We start from the raw sequence: 18,029 nt of genomic DNA, 5'->3' as shown, positions 1-18,029 counted from the left end.
TCGGGATGAATCCTGAGTCACATCCGCACCATTCGAGGGATTCCACGAGGAGATCGAGCAAATTGTTATCCGTGACGGGGGCCACCGATTCCTGACCGGCCATTTGTCGACAATATCGACATGATGGATTGCCCGACGAAACGGAAACGGGGCCGTGCGGACGTCGTCCGCACGGCCCCGCCGCGGTGCCGCTGAGATCAGTACGTGAAGCGCCCGACCGTGGTCCGCAGCTCCGAGGACATCCGGGACAGCTCGTCCACCGCCACCCGGGTCTGGCTCAGCGCCTGGGTGGTGTCGCCGGCGGCCGTCGAGACGCTGACGATGTTCTCGGCGATCTGACCGGAGCCGCTGGCGGCCTCGGTCACCGAGCGGGACATCTCCTGCGTGGTGGCGGTCTGCTCCTCCACCGCGGAGGCGATGGTGGCCTGGCGGTCGCTGATCTGGGCCACGATCTCGGAGATCTCCTCGATCGCGGTCACCGCCGCCGAGGTGTCGCCCTGGATGGCCTCGACCCGCCGGGCGATGTCCTCGGTCGCTTTGGCCGTCTCCTGGGCCAGCTCCTTGACCTCGTTGGCCACCACCGCGAAGCCCTTGCCCGCCTCACCGGCCCGCGCGGCCTCGATGGTCGCGTTCAGCGCCAGCAGGTTCGTCTGCTCGGCGATCGAGGTGATCACCTTCACCACGTTGCCGATCTCCGTGGAGGACTCGCCCAGCTTGGCCACCGTCGCCGTGGTCGCGGCGGCCGCCGTCACGGCCTTGTTGGCGACCTGGCTGGCCTCGGCCGCGTTGGTGGCGATCTCCCGGATGGAGGCGCCCATCTGCTCGGCGCCCGCGGCGACGGTCTCGACGCTGCGGGACACCTCCTCCGCCGCGGCGGAGACGACGCCGGACTGCGCGCTGGTCTCCTCGGCGGACGCGGCGATCTGGGTGGCCGAGGCGGACAGCTCCTCGGCGCTGCCGGCGACGGCACCGGCCGAGCCCGACACCAGGGCCATGACGTCGCGCAGGCTGGCCTGGGCGGCGTCCAGCGCCGTGGCCATCTGGCCGATCTCGTCGGTGCTGCGCACGTGGGTGTCGAGGGTGAGATCGCCGGTGGCCAGCGCCTCGAGCGAGGCCTTCACCAGCCGGACCGGCCGGGTGATCGACCGCAGGGTGAACACGCTGATGACCACGATCAGCAGCAGCCCCGCCGTGGCGGCGAGCAGCGCGGCCAGCTGGGCCGCGCTGATCGCCGTCTCCAGCGCCTCCGAGGCGGCCTGCGTCTCCGCCGCCAGGGTGTCCTTGGCCGCGCTCACCGCGCTGTCGGTGACGTCGTTGGCCTTCTGGATGTCCTCCCAGATCAGCCGGGTGCCGACCTGGTCGGTCACCGCCTTGTTCACGAAGACGGCGATGGCGTCGGTGTACTGCGTGAAGCTGTCCTCCAGCGCGGCCACCGCGGTGGCGCTGTCCCCGGTCAGGGGGATCGCGTTCAGCTCCTCGATCAGGCCCTGCGCGGTCTCGCCGTCACCGGCCAGCTCCTCCAGCTCCCCGGCCGGGTCGGGGCGGACCAGCGCCTTGTAGCCGTCGACCTTGAGCTCGCTGGCGCGGGTGTCCAGCTGGAGCACCAGCGCCTGGGCCTGCCCGAGATTGGCCACGTCGGTGCTGGCCTCGCGCACGTGGGCGTTGCCGATGAGGACGGCGGTCAGCAGGCCGGCGAGCGCGAGCACCACGACCCCTACGAGGGCACCGAACTTCTGCGCGAGCGGCCGATTGGCGAACCAGCCCGGCGGCCGGCCGGTCCGCGAAGGAATGGTGGTGGTGCTCATGCGGGTCTCCCTGAATTGCGGTCGTGCCGACTGATGCGCACGCAGATTGTTGCCACACCAGCGGCGCGCGTCGGGTTTATTCCATCAAGTCTGCTGAATCGTGACCGGGAATGCGCGTCGGCGTCCCGGGTGGAGGAACATGTCGACAACCCGGAATGGCTTCCGAATTCCCGGTGGAACGAGTCGCCACAGCAGAATGCGCAGATGGCGGCGCCGCCGGCCGCCCGGTCCGGCGCGCCCGCACCCGGTGATGTCGACACGGCAGGACGACAACGTCCACGGCGCCGCCGCGGTCACCGCGGGCCCGGGTGCGGCGCGCCCGAGATCAGCGGAGCAGGCCCGCGAGGTCCTCGAGGGCCGCGACGGCGGCCGCGGGATCGGCCACCCGGTAGCGGGCGGCGGTCTCCCCCTCGCCCACCTTCACCGTGACGCCGTCGGGCTCCAGCGCCCGGAAGCCGTCCTCGTCGGTGACGTCGTCGCCGAAGTACACCGCGCCCTCGGCCCCGAGGTCGGCGCGCAGGCGGCGCAGCGCGCTGCCCTTGTCGGCGTCGGTGACCGCGAGCTCGAGGACCGCCTTGCCCGGCTTCTTCGTCAGTGACGGATCGGCCAGCGCACTCACCCGGGCCAGCAGCGCGTCGCCCGCGGCGGCATCAGCGACCTGCCGCACGTGCACCGCCACGCTGGCGGGCTTCACCTCCAGCCGGGCACCGGCCACCTCGCCGACCACCGGGGCCAGCTGCTCGGCCAGCGCGTCCCGCCGCTCGGCGAGCTCTCCGGTCAGGGGACCGTCGAACTCCGCGCCGTGGCTGCCCACCCACCGGTACGGTCCGGCCAGGCCGCTGGTGCGCTGCAGGTCGGCCACCCCGCGACCGCTGACCAGGGCGACGACGACGCCGTCGACGGCGGCCAGCCGGCCGAGCACCTCGGCGACCCCGGCCTCGGGGACGGCGGCCGACGGGTCCCCCATCAGCCGGGCCAGCACCCCGTCGTAGTCGCTGGCCACGAGCAGCGGCCGGCGCGCGGCGACGTCGGCGAACGCGGCGTGCAGCTCCGGCGGCACGGGGGTCATGCCCGCGTCCCCACCCGCCCCGTGGCCGGGTCGGGACCGTCGGCCTGGGCCCGCAGCGCGTCGAAGAACGAGCTCGCCCAGTGCTCGAGGTCGTGGCGGAACAGGTGCCGGCGCATCGCGCGCATCCGCTTGGCGCCCTCGGCCGGGTCCTGCCGCAGTGCGCGCACCAGTTGGTTCTTGACCCCGGCGATGTCGTGCGGGTTGACCAGGTAGGCCTGCTTGAGCTCGGCGGCCGCGCCGGCGAACTCGGAGAGGACCAGCGCGCCGCCGAGGTCTCCGCGCGCGGCCACGTACTCCTTGGCCACCAGGTTCATGCCGTCCCGGTACGGGGTGACGAGCATGACGTCGGCGGCGCGGTAGAGCGCGGCCAGCTCCTCGCGCGGCATCGACTGGTTGAAGTAGTGCACGGCCGGCCCGGCGATCGAGCCGAACACGCCGTTGATGTGCCCGACCTGCTGCTCGATGGTCTCCCGCATGTGCACGTAGTGCTCCACCCGCTCGCGGCTCGGGGTGGCCACCTGCACGAGCACCGTCTCGGGTGCCGCGACGACGCCGTCCTCCAGCAACTCCTGGAAGGCGTTGAGCCGGACGCTGATGCCCTTGGTGTAGTCCAGCCGGTCCACGCCCAGGACGATCTTCTCCGGGTTGCCCAGCTCGGCGCGGATCTCCTTGGCGCGGGCGATGACCTCCTCGGAGGCGGCCAGCCGGTCGAACGAGGCGACGTCGATGGAGATCGGGAAGGCCTTGGCCATCACGGTCCGGCCGTCGTACTCGATGACGCTGCCGCGGGTCGGGAGGTCGTGCAGCCGGCGGGCCAGCTGGACGAAGTTGCTCGCCGCCGCCGGGCGCTGGAAGCCCACCAGGTCGGCCCCGAGCAGCCCCTCGACGATCGCCTGCCGCCACGGCAGCTGGGTGAACAGCTCGTACGGCGGGAACGGGATGTGCAGGAAGAAGCCGATCGTCAGGTCCGGCCGGCGCTGGCGCAGCAGCGCGGGGACCAGCTGCAGCTGGTAGTCGTGCACCCAGACGATGGCGTCCTCGGCCGCGACCTCGGCGGCCCGCTCGGCGAAGCGCCGGTTGACCTGGACGTAGGTGTCCCACCAGGCCCGGTGGTACTCCGGCTTCTCGACGACGTCGTGGTACAGCGGCCACAGCGAGGCGTTGGACATGCCCTCGTAGTAGCGGTCCACCTCTTCCTCGGAGAGCTGCACGGGCACCAGCGACATCCCGCCGGACTCGAAGGGCTCCGGGGCCTCGCCGGCCGAGCCCGACCAGCCGACCCAGGCCCCGCCGCGGCCGGCCACGAACGGCTCGAGGGCCGTCACCAGCCCCCCGGGGCTGCGCTGCCAGCGCGTCGTCCCGTCCGGGTCGGTCACCTGGTCGACCGGGAGCCGGTTGGCGACGACGACGACCGGGCTGTCCGCCCGCACGTGTCCTCCCCCTGCGTCCGCCATCCGCACCGACCCTATAGACCCCGCGCCCGACCGGCACGCGGGGTTCAGGTCAGTGCCGAACCGAGCACCCAGCCGAGGACCGCCGCCCCCAGCCCCGCGACCAGGGAGACGACGACGTTGGCGACGGCGGAGACCGGGGCGCGCGTCTCGAGCAGGCGCAGGGTCTCGTAGCTGAAGGTGCTGTACGTGGACATCGCGCCGCACAGCCCGGTGCCCAGCGCCAGCCCGGCGCCGGGGGAGACGCCCGCGGCGGCGCCGGTGAGCACGCCCAGGACGAACGACGCGACGACGTTGACCGTGAGCGTCCCCCACGGGAAGCGGCTGCCGTGGTGGGACTGCACCCAGCGGTCGGTGAGGTAGCGCGCCGGTGCGCCGACGGCCGCGCCCAGCGCGACCCAGAGCCAGCTCACGACCGGCCGTCCCGCCGCCGGCCGGGGAGCCGGCGCGTGAGCGTGGCGCCGAGCGCGGCGGCGCACAGGGCCGCGACCGCCGTCCCGGCCAGGTAGAGGACGGCGAGGCCGGGCCGGCCGGCCCGGCCCAGTCCGTGCACCTCGACCATGGCCGTCGAGAACGTGGTGAACCCGCCGAGCACCCCGACGCCGAGCAGCGGGCGGAGCAGCCGGTGGGCGGCGATCCGCTCGGTGATGACGACCATCAGGACGCCGAGCAGGAACGACCCGGAGAGGTTGATCCACCACGTCGCCCACGGCCAGGTGTCGGCGGGGGAGTGCACCCACCGCTCGAGGGCGAAGCGCCCCTCGGACCCGAGCACGCCGCCGACGGCGATCGCGGCGAGCACGGCCGGATCGAGGCGTCGCTCGCGCGGGCCGACGTCCGGGTCCACCGCCACGTTCGGAGAACCTATCCGCGGCGGGTCTCGGGGAAGAGCAGGTCCACGAAGCGGGCGGCGGTGGGCCGCGGCTCGTGGTTGGCCAGGCCGGGCCGCTCGTTCGCCTCGATGAACACGTGCTCGGGGCCGTCGACGTCCGGGACGAGGAAGTCCAGGCCGGTCACCGGGATGCCGATCGCGCGGCTGGCGCGGACCGCCGCCTCGGCGATCTCCGGGTGCAGCCGGTCGGTGACGTCCTCGATCGTGCCGCCGGTGTGCAGGTTCGCCGTCCGGCGCACGCGGATCCGCGCGCCGTTGGGCGGGACGTCGTCCAGCGCGAACCCGGCGTCGGCCACCACCTCGGCGGTGACGTCGTCGAGCGGGATGCGCGACTCGCCGCCGGTCGCCCGCTCGCGGCGGCGGCTGGTCCTCTCGACCAGGTCGGCGACGGTCGACCGGCCGTCGCCGATCACCTCGGCGGGACGGCGGACGGCGGCGGCGACGACGCGGTGGTCGATGACCACCACCCGGAGGTCCTCGCCCGCGACCAGCTCCTCGACCAGCACGTCCGGGCAGTACGGCACCGCGACGGCGACCGCCCGCTCGAGCCCCTCGCGGTCGCGAACGCCGACGGTGATGCCCTTGCCCTGCTCGCCGCGGGCCGGCTTGACGACCACCGCGCCGAGCTCGTCGAGCAGCGCGGCGGCGTCGTCCAGGTCCCCTTCCCGGGCCACGGCACCGCGCGGCACCCGCACGCCGGCGCGCTGCATGATCCGGCGGGTCACCCGCTTGTCGTCGCAGCGGCTGAGCGCGACCGCGGAGGTGAACTCCGACAGCGACTCGACGGTGAGCACGCTGCGCCCGCCCAGGGACAGCCGCAGCTCCCCGATGTCGGCGTCGGTCACCTCGACGCGGATCCCGCGCCGCAGCGCCTCGTCGGCGATGATCCGCGCGTACGGGTTGACCTCGTCGAGCTCCGGCGGGCGGGCGGCGAACAGCGGCGAGTTGATCGGGTTCTTCCGCTTCACGCAGACCGCCGGCACCCGGGTGAAGCCGAGCTTGCGGTACAGCGCGATCGCCGGGACGTTGTCGTGCATCACCGACAGGTCCAGGTAGGCGCGGCCCCGCGCGGCGTACCGCTCGGCCAGCACCCGGACCAGCGCCTCCCCGGTCCCCGCCGGCGCGTCCTGGGCGTCGACGGCGAGGCACCACAGGCTGGTGCCGCCCTCGGGGTCGCCGAAGGCCAGCTCGTGGTCCACCCCGGTGACCGTGCCGACGATCCGGCCGGTCCGCCGGTCCTCGGCCACCAGGTAGGTGAACGCACGGGTGCGGTGGTTGGCCCACATGGTGATCCCGTCCCCGGTGACCATGCCGTTGCGGGCGTAGATGTCGTTGATCGCCGCCATCTCCGGCGCCGAGGTCACCGTGCGGACGAAGACGCCGCGGATCAGCTCCCCGCGCGGCCGGTAGCGGTGCAGGTCCAGCCGGAAGGTCAGCGACGGGTCGAGGAACAGCTCGTCCGGCGCCAGCCCGATGAGCACCTGCGGGTCGCGGGGGTAGACGCAGATGTCCCGCCGTCCGGACTCCTCGGCGCGCAGCGCGTCGAGCACGCCGCGCAGGTCGCCGAACGTGTGCCCGAAGACCAGCCGGCCCCACCCCATGTCGAGGACGACGTCGGAGCGCATGCCGCGGCGCTCGTGCGCCGACGGGCGCCGGGTGGAGCGGTCGGTGAAGCCGCGGGCGCCGGGGCGGCGGCGGGCGCCCGCGATCCGGGTCACCGGCTCACACCCCGTGGGTCTGCAGCCACAGCTCCAGCAGGCCGAGTTGCCAGAGCTTGTTGCCCTTCAGCGGCGTCAGCTCGCCGTTGGGGTCGGACAGCAGCGCGTCGACGTACCCGTCGCGGAACAGCCCGCGCTCGCGGGCCGCCGCGCTGCTCAGCGCGTCGCGCACCAGGGCGAGCACCTTGCCCTCGAGGTGCGTGATGGCCGGGACCGGGAAGTAGCCCTTGGGCCGGTCGATGACCTCGGGCGGGATGATCCGCCGGCCGATCGCCTTGAGCACGCCCTTGCCGCCGTCGGCGAGCTTGAGCTCGGGCGGGCAGGCGGCGGCGAGCTCGACCAGGTCGTGGTCGAGGAACGGCACCCGGGCCTCGAGGCCCCACGCCATGGACATGTTGTCGACCCGCTTGACCGGGTCGTCGACCAGCATGATCTCGCTGTCGAGGCGCAGGGCCGCGTCCACCGCCGTCGCGGCGCCGGGAGCGCCCATGTGCGCCCGGACGAAGGCCATCGACGGGTCGCCGTCCACGGCGTACCGGTCCGCGACCAGCCGGCGCATGTCGGCGGGGCCGCGGTCGAAGAACGCGGCGGCGTAGCGCTCGGGGGCCCGCTCGAGCGGCACGCCGTCCAGAGGCGGGTACCAGTGGTAGCCGGCGAACACCTCGTCGGCGCCCTGGCCGGACTGGACGACCCGGATCGACTGGCTCACCCGCTCCGAGAGCAGGTCGAAGGCGACGACGTCGTGGCTGACCATCGGCTCGCTCATCGCCCCGACCGCGTGGTCGAGCGCGCCGGCCAGCTCGTCGGAGCCCACCCGGATGCGGTGGTGGTCGGTCGCAAAGTGCTCGGCGATGACGTCGGAGTAGCGGAACTCGTCGCCCTCCTGGCCGGCCACCGCCTCGAACCCGATGCTGTAGGTCGCCAGGCCGGTCTGCCCCTCCTCGGCGAGCAGGCCGACGATCAGGCTGGAGTCCAGGCCGCCGGAGAGCAGCACGCCGACGGGGATGTCGGCCACCAGGCGCCGCCGGACGGCGACCCGCAGCGCCTCCTCGACGGCGTCCTCCCAGTCGCGCGCCGTCCAGGACGCGTGCTCGGGGCGGCGTTCGTAGCGCGGCTGCCAGTAGCGGCGCTCGCGGCTGGTGCCGTCGGCCTCGACCACCCGGATCGTCGCCGGCGGCAGCTTCCGGACACCGCCCAGGATCGTCCGCGGCGCCGGCACCACGGCGTGCCAGGTCAGGTAGTGGTGCAGCGCGACCGGGTCGACGGAGGTGTCGACGTCCCCGGCCTCGAGCAGGGCCGGCAGCGACGAGGCGAACCGCAGCCGGCGACCCGGCGTCTCGGCGAGATAGAGCGGCTTGATGCCCAGCCGGTCGCGGGCCATGACCACCCGGCCGGTGTCCCGCTCGTGGATGACCACGGCGAACATGCCGTGCAGGTGGTCGACGAAGTCCAGGCCCCAGTGGTGGTAGCCCTTGATCAGGACCTCGGTGTCGCTGGTGGAGAAGAAGCGGTAGCCGTGCCCCTCCAGCTCGGCGCGCAGCTCCCGGTAGTCGTAGATGCAGCCGTTGAAGACGGCGGTCAGCCCGAGTTCGTTGTCCACCATCGGCTGGGCCCCGTGGGGCGAGAGGTCGATGACCGAGAGGCGGCGGTGGCCGAACGCCACCCGGCCCGCGCTCCACGTGCCCTGGCCGTCCGGTCCGCGGGGGACGAGCGCGCAGACCATGCGGTCCACCGCGCCCGTGTCGGCCAGGGAGCCGTCGAAGGTGATCTCGCCGGAGAGGCCGCACATGCACTCTGATCTAACCCGCTCCCCTGGGGGCATGCGCGCGCACGGCGGAAGTCACATGTTCGTCACACCCCTGGTTCCACGTGGAACCGGGAGCGGTGGAGGGGCCGAAGTGGCCACTTCGGCCCCTCCGCGGGTCAGGTGGTGAGGCGCTGCACGGCCGCGACGACGTCGACCAGGCCGGTGCCCTTGTCGAAGGACGTCGCGTAGCCGTCCACCGGCGTGTACGCGGCGCCGTTCGTGTACGGGTACGCGGTGCCCTTCAGGGCGGCCTCGATCTCGGCCGGCGTCGCGGTCGGGTCGGCCTGGAAGAGCTGGGCGACGATCCCGGCGACGTGCGGCGCGGCCATCGAGGTGCCGCTGATCGTGTTGAAGGTGCCGACGTCCAGGGCGCCGGGGCCGTTCTGCGGCGCCAGGCCGGTCATGCAGATCGGCAGGTACAGCCGGCAGGAGCTGGTGATGTTCTCGCCGGGGGCGGAGAGGTCCGGCCAGGTCGACGGGTCGGCCGCGGCCCCGCGCGAGGAGTAGTCGCTGACCACGCCGTCCCGGGTGCCGGTGTCCTGGTCGAAGTAGGACGCGACGGACAGGATGCCGCCGGTCGGGTCCTGGCCCGGCGGGTTGGTCAGGGACGACGACCCGTCGCCGCCGTCGTTGCCGGCGGCCCAGACGGTGACGACGCCCTCGGCGGCCAGCGCCCGCTGCAGCTTCACCGTCGCCGAGTCGGGGTCGAACGCCCCGCCGCCCGTGGGGCCGTAGGAGTTGTTGGTGACCTTGATCGGCGGGCACGTGCTCGCCGGGACACCTGCCCCGCAGGGCGCCTCGTGGTTCTCCAGCACCCAGTTCAGCGCCGAGTCGGCGCCGACGATGAGCAGGACGGCGCCGGTGGAGATCGACACCAGGCTCGCGCCGGGCGCCGCGCCCTGCAGCCGCGTGCCGTCGGAGAGCGTGGTCGGGCGGCCGGCGACGATGCCGTTCACGTGCGTGCCGTGCCCGCCACCGGAGATCGTGTCGGTGTCGACGGTGGCCGGCACCGGCAGGACGCAGTCGGTGCTTGTGGCCGACTCGTCGAGGCAGACGCTCTTGAGGCTGGCGACGACGACGCTGCTGCCGTCGGGGTTCTCCAGGAACGGGTGCGTGGGGTCGACGCCGGAGTCGATGACCGCCACCGAGACACCGCTGCCGTCGAGCGGCTGCCCGTTCGCGCCGGTGAGCGTGCTGACCGCCTCGGCGCCGCGGGTCGCGGTGTTGGAGGTCTGGTCGAAGAACTCGATGGGGCTGTTGCCCTCGAGATAGGTGACGTCCGGCTCGCCGCGGGCCGCCTCGACCTGCGCCGCGGTGCCGGAGGCGACGGCGACGCCGATCTTCTCGAACTCGGTGATCGGCCGCATGCCCGTCGCGGCCACGGCCGCGCGGGCGGCGCGGATGTCCGTGCCGTGCACCAGGACGGTGGTCGGGACGCCGCCGGCCAGCGTGGCGAGCTGGTCGGCCAGGAAGTCCTGGACGGGTGCGAGCGCGGGGGACGGGGGAGTGGCCTGGGCGGGGGACGCGGCGAGGACGCCGGCGACCAGCGCCGCCAGGCTCCCCACCCCCACGACTCGACGGGACCGGCTCATGGCACTCCTCGGGTCAGGCGGAACACGACGCTGTGCGGTCTGCCTGAACGAGCCGGCCGCCCTCCGGTTACCCGCCGGTTACCGGAGGCGCCTCCGGGTAGGGTCGGCGGCATGCAGACACGGACACTCGGCGGCCTGACGGTCCCGGCCCAGGGGCTGGGCTGCATGGGGATGAGCGAGTTCTACGGCACGGGTGACCAGGCCGAGGCCGAGCGCACCATCCAGCGGGCCCTCGACCTCGGCGTGACGTTCCTCGACACCGCGGACATGTACGGGCCGTTCACCAACGAGCAGCTGGTCGGCCGCGCGATCGCCGGCCGCCGGGACGACGTCGTCCTGGCGACCAAGTTCGGCAACGAGCGCGCCGCGGACGGCCGGCGGCTCGGCATCAACGGCCGGCCCGAGTACGTCCACCGGGCCTGCGACGCCTCCCTGCAGCGGCTGGGCGTCGACGTGATCGACCTCTACTACCAGCACCGGGTGGACACCTCGGTGCCGATCGAGGACACCTGGGGCGCGCTGCGCGAGCTCGTCGAGGCCGGGAAGATCCGCTACGCGGGCATCTCCGAGGCCGCGCCGGAGACCATCCGCCGGGCGCACGCGGTGCAGCCGGTCGCCGCGGTGCAGACCGAGTACTCGCTGTGGACCCGCGACCCCGAGGACGACGGCGTCCTGGCGACCTGCGCCGAGCTGGGGATCGGCTTCGTCGCGTACTCGCCGATCGGCCGCGGCTTCCTGTCCGGGCAGATCCGCAGCCTCGACGACCTGGAGGAGAACGACTTCCGCCGCCACAACCCGCGCTTCCAGGGCGAGAACTTCGTCAGGAACCTCGAGCTGGTCGACCGGGTGCGCGAGATCGCCGGGCAGAAGGGGGTCACCGCGACCCAGCTGGCGCTGGCCTGGGTGATGGCGCAGAGCGACCGCGACGGCAACCCGGCCGTCGTCCCGATCCCCGGGACCAAGCGGGTGCGCTACCTGGAGGAGAACGCGGCGGCGGCCGACGTCGTCCTGACCGACGACGACCTGCGCCGGCTGGACGAGGCCGCCCCCCTGGGCGCGGCCCGCGGTGACCGCTATCCGGACATGTCGCCGATCCACCGCTGACCGGCCGGCGGGACCCGCCAGGGAGGATGAGGGGGTGCCGTCCGCCGTTCCCCCGTCGCCGCGCCGGTGACTACCCTCCTCGCCGTCGCCGCCACGGTCGTCGCGGTGCTGCTCGCCGTCCTCGGACTGGCCTCCACCACCGCCCGGCGGCGGATCGGGTCGGTGCACCTGGCGGGGGCGGCGCTGCTCGAGGCCGTGCTGCTCGTCCAGGTCGTCGTCGCGGTCGTCGGGCTGGCCGGCGGGCACCGGCCGCCGGAGACCGCCGCGTTCCTCGGCTACCTCGTCGGCGTGGTGCTCGTGCCGGTCGCCGGCGTCCTCTGGGCCCGCACCGAGCCGACCCGGTGGGCCGGCACCGTGCTGGCGGTGGCCGCGCTCGTCGTCGCCGTCATGGTGTGGCGGCTCGTCCAGCTGTGGAACGCGACCGGTGCCTGAGCCCGCCGGTACCGCCACGGGCCCGGGGCGCGTCCTGGTGGCCATCTACGCGCTGTTCACCCTCGCGGCGGGCGCCCGGGCCGCCGTCCAGCTGGCCACCCGGTTCGACGAGGCGCCGCTGGCCTACCTGCTCTCCGCGCTGGCGGCGGTGATCTACCTGGTGGCCACGATCGGGCTGGTCCGCGGTGGCCGGAGCGGACGGCGGACGGCGCTGGTCGCCTGCTCGGTGGAGCTGGCCGGGGTGCTCGTCGTGGGGACGCTGTCCCTGGTCGACCGCGCCGCCTTCCCCGACGCAACCGTGTGGTCGGTGTACGGCCGGGGCTACGGGTTCGTTCCGCTGGTGCTGCCCGTGCTGGGTCTGCTGTGGCTGCGCCACCAGGCCGAGGTCGCGGCAGCCGAGAATCCGGCCGAGCCTGCGGGGGGTCAGAAGTCGCCGCCGCCCCCGAAGTCCCCGCCTCCGAAGTCGCCGCCGTAGTCCCCGCCGCCGTAGTCCCCGCCCCCGTCGCCGCCACCGAAGTCCTGGGCGCCCTCCTCGTAGCCGGCGGCGTAGGCCTCCTCGTCGCCGCCGCCGAACAGGCCGCCGTCCCCCAGCCCGGTGTCGAACAGCGCATCGGCCACCGCAGTGCCGATGACCAGGCCGCCGATCGTGCCCAGCAGGCTGCCGCCGACCATGCTGCCGAAGCTCGGGCCGCCGAAGCCGCCGCCGAAGCCCCCGCCGTAGGCCGGCCCGTACCCCCGGCCGTAACCGGGGCCGTAGCCGCCGCCGAAGGCCCGCTCGAGGATGCCGGGCTGCCGCAGCTCGGCCCGCGTGGCCGCCCGCGCGAGGCTGCGCGGGTCGTCGGCCGGCGCGCGCTCCCCCGCGGCCGCGAGCTGGTCGAGCACCTGGCGCCGCTGCTCGGGGGTGAGCTGGGCGAAGGCCTCGGCGTGCGCCTGCTCGATCTGGTCCGGCGGCGCGGTGCGCAGCAGGTAGCGGTAGCGCTCGATCGCCTGCTGGTCCGTCGTCGGGGCACGGCGACGGGGCGCGTCCTCGTACTGGGTGTATCCGGGGTCGTACCGGTCGTCGTATCGGTTCCGGCGGCCGAAGAGCCGGTCGAGCAGTCCCATCGTGGTGCCTCCCTGTGGGTCTCCCGCGCGGGCAACGGGTGGCGCGGCGCAGCCGTTCCGGGGACCTACCCGGAACGGCTGCCCGTTCACGCACGGTCGGCGGAGGACGGACGCGCTGGCCAGGCCGTGATCACGCCGGTGGTGGCGGCCGCGGGGGCCCCGCTAGATTGGTTGTGTGCCGCTGAATCGCGACCCGGGTCCCGGCTCCGCCGTCCCCCCCGAGGCCGCAGCGGCGGTGGCCGGCGCCGGCGCCGTCCCCGAGGAGGCCGGAGCCGACCTGGACCGGCAGGCCGGCATCGTCACCGCCGCCAGCGCCGTCGTCTCCGAGCACGAGACGGAGGCCGGTGCGCACGCCGCACTGCCGGGCGTCCTCGCCGACGTCCCGGTCGCCGTGCTGGTGATCGACCAGAAGGCCGGCGCGGTCGTCTACGCCAACGCCGCCGCCGTCGAGCTGGCCGGCAACGTGTCCCTGCCCGTCGACATCGACACGTGGGGGGCCTCGGCCGGGCTGACCGACCTCGGCGGGGAGCCGCTGGCCCGCACGAGCGGTCCCCTCTCGCTGGTGGCGCAGGGCCAGCCCGTCACCGGCGAGGCGGTGCGCCTGCGGCCGGGCACGAGCTCCGAGCCCCAGCGCGCCCGGGAGGACGACGGCCTCTCCGACCAGCTGCTCTGGGTCACCGGGTTCCCGCTGTCCCAGGTGGGCAGCGAGCAGCAGCTGGCGCTGGTCGTGTTCCTGCAGCTCGACGTGGCGGACAACCCCGACGCCCACCTGCAGGCGCTGCGCGACCGCGCGGTCATCGCCACCGACATCACCTTCACCATCACCGACCCCCGGCAGCCGGACAACCCGCTGGTCTGGGTCAACCCGTCGTTCACCCGCGTCACCGGCTACGAGTACGACGAGGCGATCGGCCGCAACTGCCGGTTCCTGCAGGGCCCGGCCACCGATCCGCAGGCCGTGGCGCAGATCCGGGCGGCCCTCGCCGAGCGGCGGACGCTCACCACCACCCTGCTCAACTACCGCAAGGACGGCACCGCCTTCTGGAACCAGCTGTCCATCAGCCCGGTCTTCGACGGCGACGGCGAGCTGGTCAGCTTCGTGGGCGTGCAGACCGACGTCACCGAGCGGGTGCGGGCCGAGGACGAGCGGGCGGCGGCCTTCGCCGCCGAGCAGGCCGCGCGCCAGGAGGCCGAGCTCGCCCGGGCGGTCGCCGAGAAGGCCCAGACCCGGCTGGCCCTCATGGCCGAGGCGACCAGCATGCTCATGGCCACGCTGGACATGCCCGGACTGCTCGACCGGCTGGCCGGCGTCTGCGTCCCGCTGCTGGCCGACTGGGTCTTCCTCACGCTGGTCGACGCCTCCGGGCAGGTCCGGGACACCGCGGCCCGGCACCGGGAGGGTCTCGAGGCCGAGCTGCGCGCGTTCGGCGCGGCGCACGCCATGCACCTGCCCCAGAGCTCCCCGAGCCGGCGCAGCCTGACGACGTCCCAGCCGGTGCTGATCGACCGCCTGACGCCCGAGCGGGTCGCGGAGATCATCGTCTCCCCGGCCGCCCGCGAGCTCTTCGGCCGGCTCGGCGGGACGTCGGTCCTCACCGTGCCGCTGGTGGCGCGGCGGCGCACGCTCGGGGCGATGGCCCTGGTCATGACCTCGGAGGAGCGCGCCTTCACGCAGGAGGACATCGAGCTGGTCCAGGACCTCGCCCGGCGGGCCGGCCTGGCCATGGACAACGTGCGCCTCTACCAGCAGGAGCACACGGTGGCCGACACGCTGCAGCGCTCGCTCCTGCCGGAGCTGCCGGAGATCCCGGGTATCCGCGCGGCGGCGCACTACGTCAGCGCCTCGGCCGCCGCCGACGTCGGCGGCGACTTCTACGACCTGCTCCGCCTGCCCGACGGCTCGATCGGCATGGTGGTCGGCGACGTCGTCGGCCACGACGTCGCCGCCGCCGCCGCGATGGGCCACCTGCGCGGGCTGATCCGCGCCTGCGTCTGGGACGCCGAGGACCCCGATCCGGGGACGGTGCTGACCCGGGTCGACCGGCTGGTGCAGGGGCTGCACGTGGCCCCGATGGCGACCATGGTCTACGTCCGCGCGGTGCCGCCCACGGACGCCGGTGCGCCGTGGCGGGTGCACGTGGCCAACGCCGGCCACCCGCCGCTGGTCCTGCGCACGCCGGACGGCGCGGTGCGGCTGCTCGACGGCGCCACGGGCCTGCTGGTCGGCGTGGACCCGAGCAGCCGGCGGGCGACGGTCTCCGCCGACGTGCCGGCCGGCGCCACCCTGATCGCCTACACCGACGGGCTCATCGAGCGCCCGGGCTCGGACCTCGACAGCGGGATCGCCGAGCTGTGCGCCCGGCTGTCCGCGGCCCCCGTGGACGCCGGCCCGCGGGAGCTCTGCGACGCCGCCGTCGCCGGCACCCTCGACGGCCGGGACGACGTCGCGGTGATCGCCGTCCGCTTCGAGTAGCCGGCCCCCGGCTCCTCCATCCGGACCCGCACCGGCACGAATCCGGTGCGGCGCTGGAAGTAGCGGGTGCCCTCGCTGGTCAGCAGCATCGAGCCGCCGACGGTCAGGCTGGTCACGCCCTGCCCGATGAGCCCGCCCACGAGGTCGGCGTGCAGGGCGTAGCGCACCAGGGTGGCCTGCGCGTGGCCGACCGCGGTGACCATGAGGATGAGCCCGGCCCGGTCCCCGTCGACGATCGCGTGGCTGAGCGCGACCGGGTCCCCCACGGCGTCGTAGGCGACGGAGAACCGGCGCTGTGGGCCCGGGACGAGCTCGGCCCGGACCATCTCCTCGCCGGTGGTGCCGCGGCGGGCCGCGACGGCGGCCGAGATCCGGCGCAGGTCCCGCGCGGAGCCCACCGACGCGCACACCAGGCCGGCGGCGGCCGCGCGGGTCAGGTTCGTGCGCAGGGCCTGCCGCGCGCGACCGCGGAGGTACTCGGCCGACGTGGTGGGCAGGGGCAGGACGGCGATGGGGGCACGGTTGAACGGCAGCCGGCGGTCGGGCCGGAACCAGGCCCGCATCTCGGCCCCGGCCGGGGCGTCCGACAGCGCGACGAGGTGCACCGGCAGGTCCCGCAGCAGCGACCGCACCGCGGCCAGCCCCTCACGGGAGGCGGCGGCGCGCACCTGCACCGCCCGGGTGGGCGCCGTCCGGACCGCGTGCACGTACCGGGCGGCCCGTTCCAGGTCCTCCCCGCACGCCCACTCGGACGTCCGCCGTCCGGCCCCCTCGCCGCCCGCCACCCCGTGCCTCCTCCGGACCCGTGGACCCGGCCGGCCCCCGCGGCGGCGCCGCGGACCCGCGTGATCCGGGGCACAGGAAAGCAGTGGGACGGCGTGGTGCCGGAACGGACGCGCTCGCCGGTGACCGGCTCGTGACCTGCGGCTTCCCACCCGTCCCAGCCGTCCCACAGCGGGCGGGCCTGCAGGTCAGCCGTCGGCGCGGGGCACGTCGAGCAGGCCGTACGTGCCGCGGTGGAACAGCAGCGGACGACGGGAGGGGTCGGCGCCGAGGTCGAGCACCCGAGCCAGGACGACCGTGTGGTCGCCGCCGTCGTACTCGGCCCACAGCTCGCCGTCGATCCACGCGACGACGTCCTCCAGCACCGGGGAGCCGTGCCGGCTGCGGGTCCACGGGACGCCGGCGAACTTGTCGATCCCGGACCGGGCGAAGGTCTGCGAGAGCCCGGTCTGGTCCTCGGCGAGCACGTTGATGCAGAACCGGCCGATCTCGCGCAGCTGCGGCCAGGTGCGCGACGCGCGGCCCGGCGCGAACACGACCAGCGGCGGATCGAGGGACAGCGAGCTGAACGACTGGCAGGTGAAGCCGATCGGCCCGGTCGCCGTGTCGGCGGTGACCACGGTGACCCCGGACGCGAAGTGGCCGAGGACGTCGCGCATCACCCGCGGGTCGACCGGGTCCGGGACCTCCGGCGACGCAGTCACGCCGTCAGCCAACCACGCGGTTCAGCGAGTGGCCGCTTCCCGGGGGACCGACCGCCCGCCGGCCCGGTAGAGCGAGCTGGGCAGGTCGTGCCCCACCGCCTGCTCGGTCACGGCGGCGGCCGCCAGCACCGCGTCGAGATCCAGCCCGGTGCGCACGCCGGACTCCTCGAGCATGTAGACCAGCTCCTCGGTGGCGATGTTGCCGCTCGCGCCCGGCGCGAACGGGCAGCCGCCGAGGCCGCCGACGGAGGAGTCCAGCTGCGTGACGCCGGCCTGCACGGCGGCCAGCGCATTGGCCTGCCCGGTGCCCCGGGTGTCGTGGAAGTGCACACCGACGGCGATCCCGGGGCAGGCGCGGCGGACCGCGTCGAGCAGGGTGACCACGCGCAGCGGCGTCGTCGTCCCGATGGTGTCGCCGAGGCAGAGCTGGTCGGCGCCCGCGGTCACCGCCGCGCGCGCCACGTCCACGGTGCGTGCGATCGGCGTCCGGCCGTCGAACGGGCAGTCCCAGGCGGTGGCGATGATGACCTCGAGCGAGCCGCCCGCGCCGTGCGCCAGACCGGCGATCTCGCCCACCGCGCCGACCGCCTCGGCCGTGCCGCGCCCGGCGTTGGCCCGGCTGTGCCCGTCGGAGGCGGACACCACGTACTCGAGGTTCGCCACGCCCGCGTCGACGGCGCGGGTCGCGCCGCGGGCGTTGGCGACCAGCGCCGACCAGTGCACGTCGCCCCACCGGGACAGCTCGGCGGCGACCTGGTCGGCGTCGGCGAGGGCCGGCACGGCGCGCGGGGAGACGAACGAGGTCGCCTCGATCCGCCGGACGCCGGTGGCCACGAGGGCCTCCAGCATGGCCAGCTTGGCCTCCAGCGGGACCGGCGCCTCGAGCTGCAGCCCGTCGCGCATGCCGACCTCGCGGATGTCCACCTCGGCGGGCAGCACCAGATCGAACTCGTTCACGGCAGCCTCCCTGGCCGACTCGGGTCTCCCTTTGTGCATCCTCCACCCCAATTGCGGTGAAAGATCGTCGGGAGGGGAGACACTCGCAGTCTGCGATTCGTGGGTAAGGAGCAGGTCGGACCGGCGGGGAGGGGGCGA

General features: G+C 74.4%; 15 protein-coding genes. 4 read left to right on the top strand and 11 right to left on the bottom strand.

Going from position 1 to position 18,029, the window contains the following annotated elements; all coding sequences use genetic code 11:
- Positions 1–197: 197 nt before the first annotated feature.
- The 8 genes from ACWIYF_RS01330 to ACWIYF_RS01295 all read right to left on the bottom strand — a co-directional run bounded on the left by ACWIYF_RS01330 (position 198) and on the right by ACWIYF_RS01295 (position 10,334).
- On the bottom strand, positions 198–1,805 hold the full coding sequence (locus ACWIYF_RS01330; protein WP_448626311.1) for a methyl-accepting chemotaxis protein: 1,608 nt from the start codon (positions 1,803–1,805) through the stop codon (positions 198–200).
- A 325-nt stretch (positions 1,806–2,130) separates the two neighbouring features.
- Positions 2,131–2,874 (bottom strand): trehalose-phosphatase, encoded by a 744-nt coding sequence (gene otsB, locus ACWIYF_RS01325; protein ID WP_448626310.1) that lies wholly within the window; start codon positions 2,872–2,874, stop codon positions 2,131–2,133.
- Positions 2,871–4,304: an alpha,alpha-trehalose-phosphate synthase (UDP-forming) gene (locus ACWIYF_RS01320; protein WP_448626309.1), complete on the bottom strand. Its 1,434-nt coding sequence runs from the start codon at positions 4,302–4,304 to the stop codon at positions 2,871–2,873. The genes otsB and ACWIYF_RS01320 overlap by 4 nt, the downstream gene beginning before the upstream one ends.
- A 68-nt stretch (positions 4,305–4,372) precedes the next feature.
- Positions 4,373–4,738, bottom strand: coding sequence for a fluoride efflux transporter CrcB (crcB, locus tag ACWIYF_RS01315; RefSeq protein WP_448626308.1), 366 nt, complete (start codon positions 4,736–4,738; stop codon positions 4,373–4,375).
- Complete coding sequence (locus ACWIYF_RS01310) at positions 4,735–5,178, bottom strand: fluoride efflux transporter FluC (protein WP_448626307.1); 444 nt, start codon at positions 5,176–5,178, stop codon at positions 4,735–4,737. The genes crcB and ACWIYF_RS01310 overlap by 4 nt, the downstream gene beginning before the upstream one ends.
- 11 nt (positions 5,179–5,189) lie before the next feature.
- A complete protein-coding gene (gene ngg / locus ACWIYF_RS01305; RefSeq protein WP_448626306.1) occupies positions 5,190–6,935 on the bottom strand; it encodes an N-acetylglutaminylglutamine synthetase in 1,746 nt (581 codons plus the stop codon).
- Between the two features lie 4 nt (positions 6,936–6,939).
- Complete coding sequence (locus ACWIYF_RS01300; protein ID WP_448626305.1) at positions 6,940–8,724, bottom strand: N-acetylglutaminylglutamine amidotransferase; 1,785 nt, start codon at positions 8,722–8,724, stop codon at positions 6,940–6,942.
- Between the two features lie 134 nt (positions 8,725–8,858).
- Positions 8,859–10,334, bottom strand: coding sequence for a S8 family serine peptidase (locus ACWIYF_RS01295; RefSeq protein ID WP_448626304.1), 1,476 nt, complete (start codon positions 10,332–10,334; stop codon positions 8,859–8,861).
- A 111-nt stretch (positions 10,335–10,445) separates the two neighbouring features.
- On the opposite strand from ACWIYF_RS01295, the gene ACWIYF_RS01290 reads away from it, so the two are divergent.
- The 3 genes from ACWIYF_RS01290 (at position 10,446) to ACWIYF_RS01280 (ending at position 12,345) form a co-directional block, all read left to right on the top strand.
- Positions 10,446–11,438: an aldo/keto reductase gene (locus ACWIYF_RS01290; protein ID WP_448626303.1), complete on the top strand. Its 993-nt coding sequence runs from the start codon at positions 10,446–10,448 to the stop codon at positions 11,436–11,438.
- Between the two features lie 66 nt (positions 11,439–11,504).
- Positions 11,505–11,870, top strand: coding sequence for a hypothetical protein (locus ACWIYF_RS01285; protein ID WP_448626302.1), 366 nt, complete (start codon positions 11,505–11,507; stop codon positions 11,868–11,870).
- Complete coding sequence (locus ACWIYF_RS01280) at positions 11,863–12,345, top strand: hypothetical protein (protein ID WP_448626301.1); 483 nt, start codon at positions 11,863–11,865, stop codon at positions 12,343–12,345. The genes ACWIYF_RS01285 and ACWIYF_RS01280 overlap by 8 nt, the downstream gene beginning before the upstream one ends.
- Here ACWIYF_RS01280 and ACWIYF_RS01275 read toward each other — a convergent pair.
- The gene (locus ACWIYF_RS01275; RefSeq protein ID WP_448626300.1) at positions 12,294–12,974 is read right to left on the bottom strand and encodes a hypothetical protein; all 681 of its coding nucleotides are present in this window, start codon (positions 12,972–12,974) and stop codon (positions 12,294–12,296) included. The genes ACWIYF_RS01280 and ACWIYF_RS01275 overlap by 52 nt on opposite strands.
- A gap of 175 nt (positions 12,975–13,149) precedes the next feature.
- Between ACWIYF_RS01275 and ACWIYF_RS01270 the strand changes: the two genes are divergently transcribed.
- A complete protein-coding gene (locus ACWIYF_RS01270; RefSeq protein WP_448626299.1) occupies positions 13,150–15,447 on the top strand; it encodes a SpoIIE family protein phosphatase in 2,298 nt (765 codons plus the stop codon).
- A gap of 971 nt (positions 15,448–16,418) precedes the next feature.
- Here ACWIYF_RS01270 and ACWIYF_RS01265 read toward each other — a convergent pair.
- Positions 16,419–16,934: a flavin reductase family protein gene (locus ACWIYF_RS01265; protein WP_448626298.1), complete on the bottom strand. Its 516-nt coding sequence runs from the start codon at positions 16,932–16,934 to the stop codon at positions 16,419–16,421.
- Positions 16,935–16,955: 21 nt separating this feature from the next.
- On the bottom strand, positions 16,956–17,891 hold the full coding sequence (locus tag ACWIYF_RS01260; RefSeq protein WP_448626297.1) for a hydroxymethylglutaryl-CoA lyase: 936 nt from the start codon (positions 17,889–17,891) through the stop codon (positions 16,956–16,958).
- Between the last annotated feature and the right edge of the window lie 138 nt (positions 17,892–18,029).

It is taken from the genome of Geodermatophilus sp. URMC 64 (genome assembly GCF_053502555.1).
Note: the sequence above shows the minus strand (reverse complement) of the source record. Positions and strands in the feature narration are given on the sequence as shown.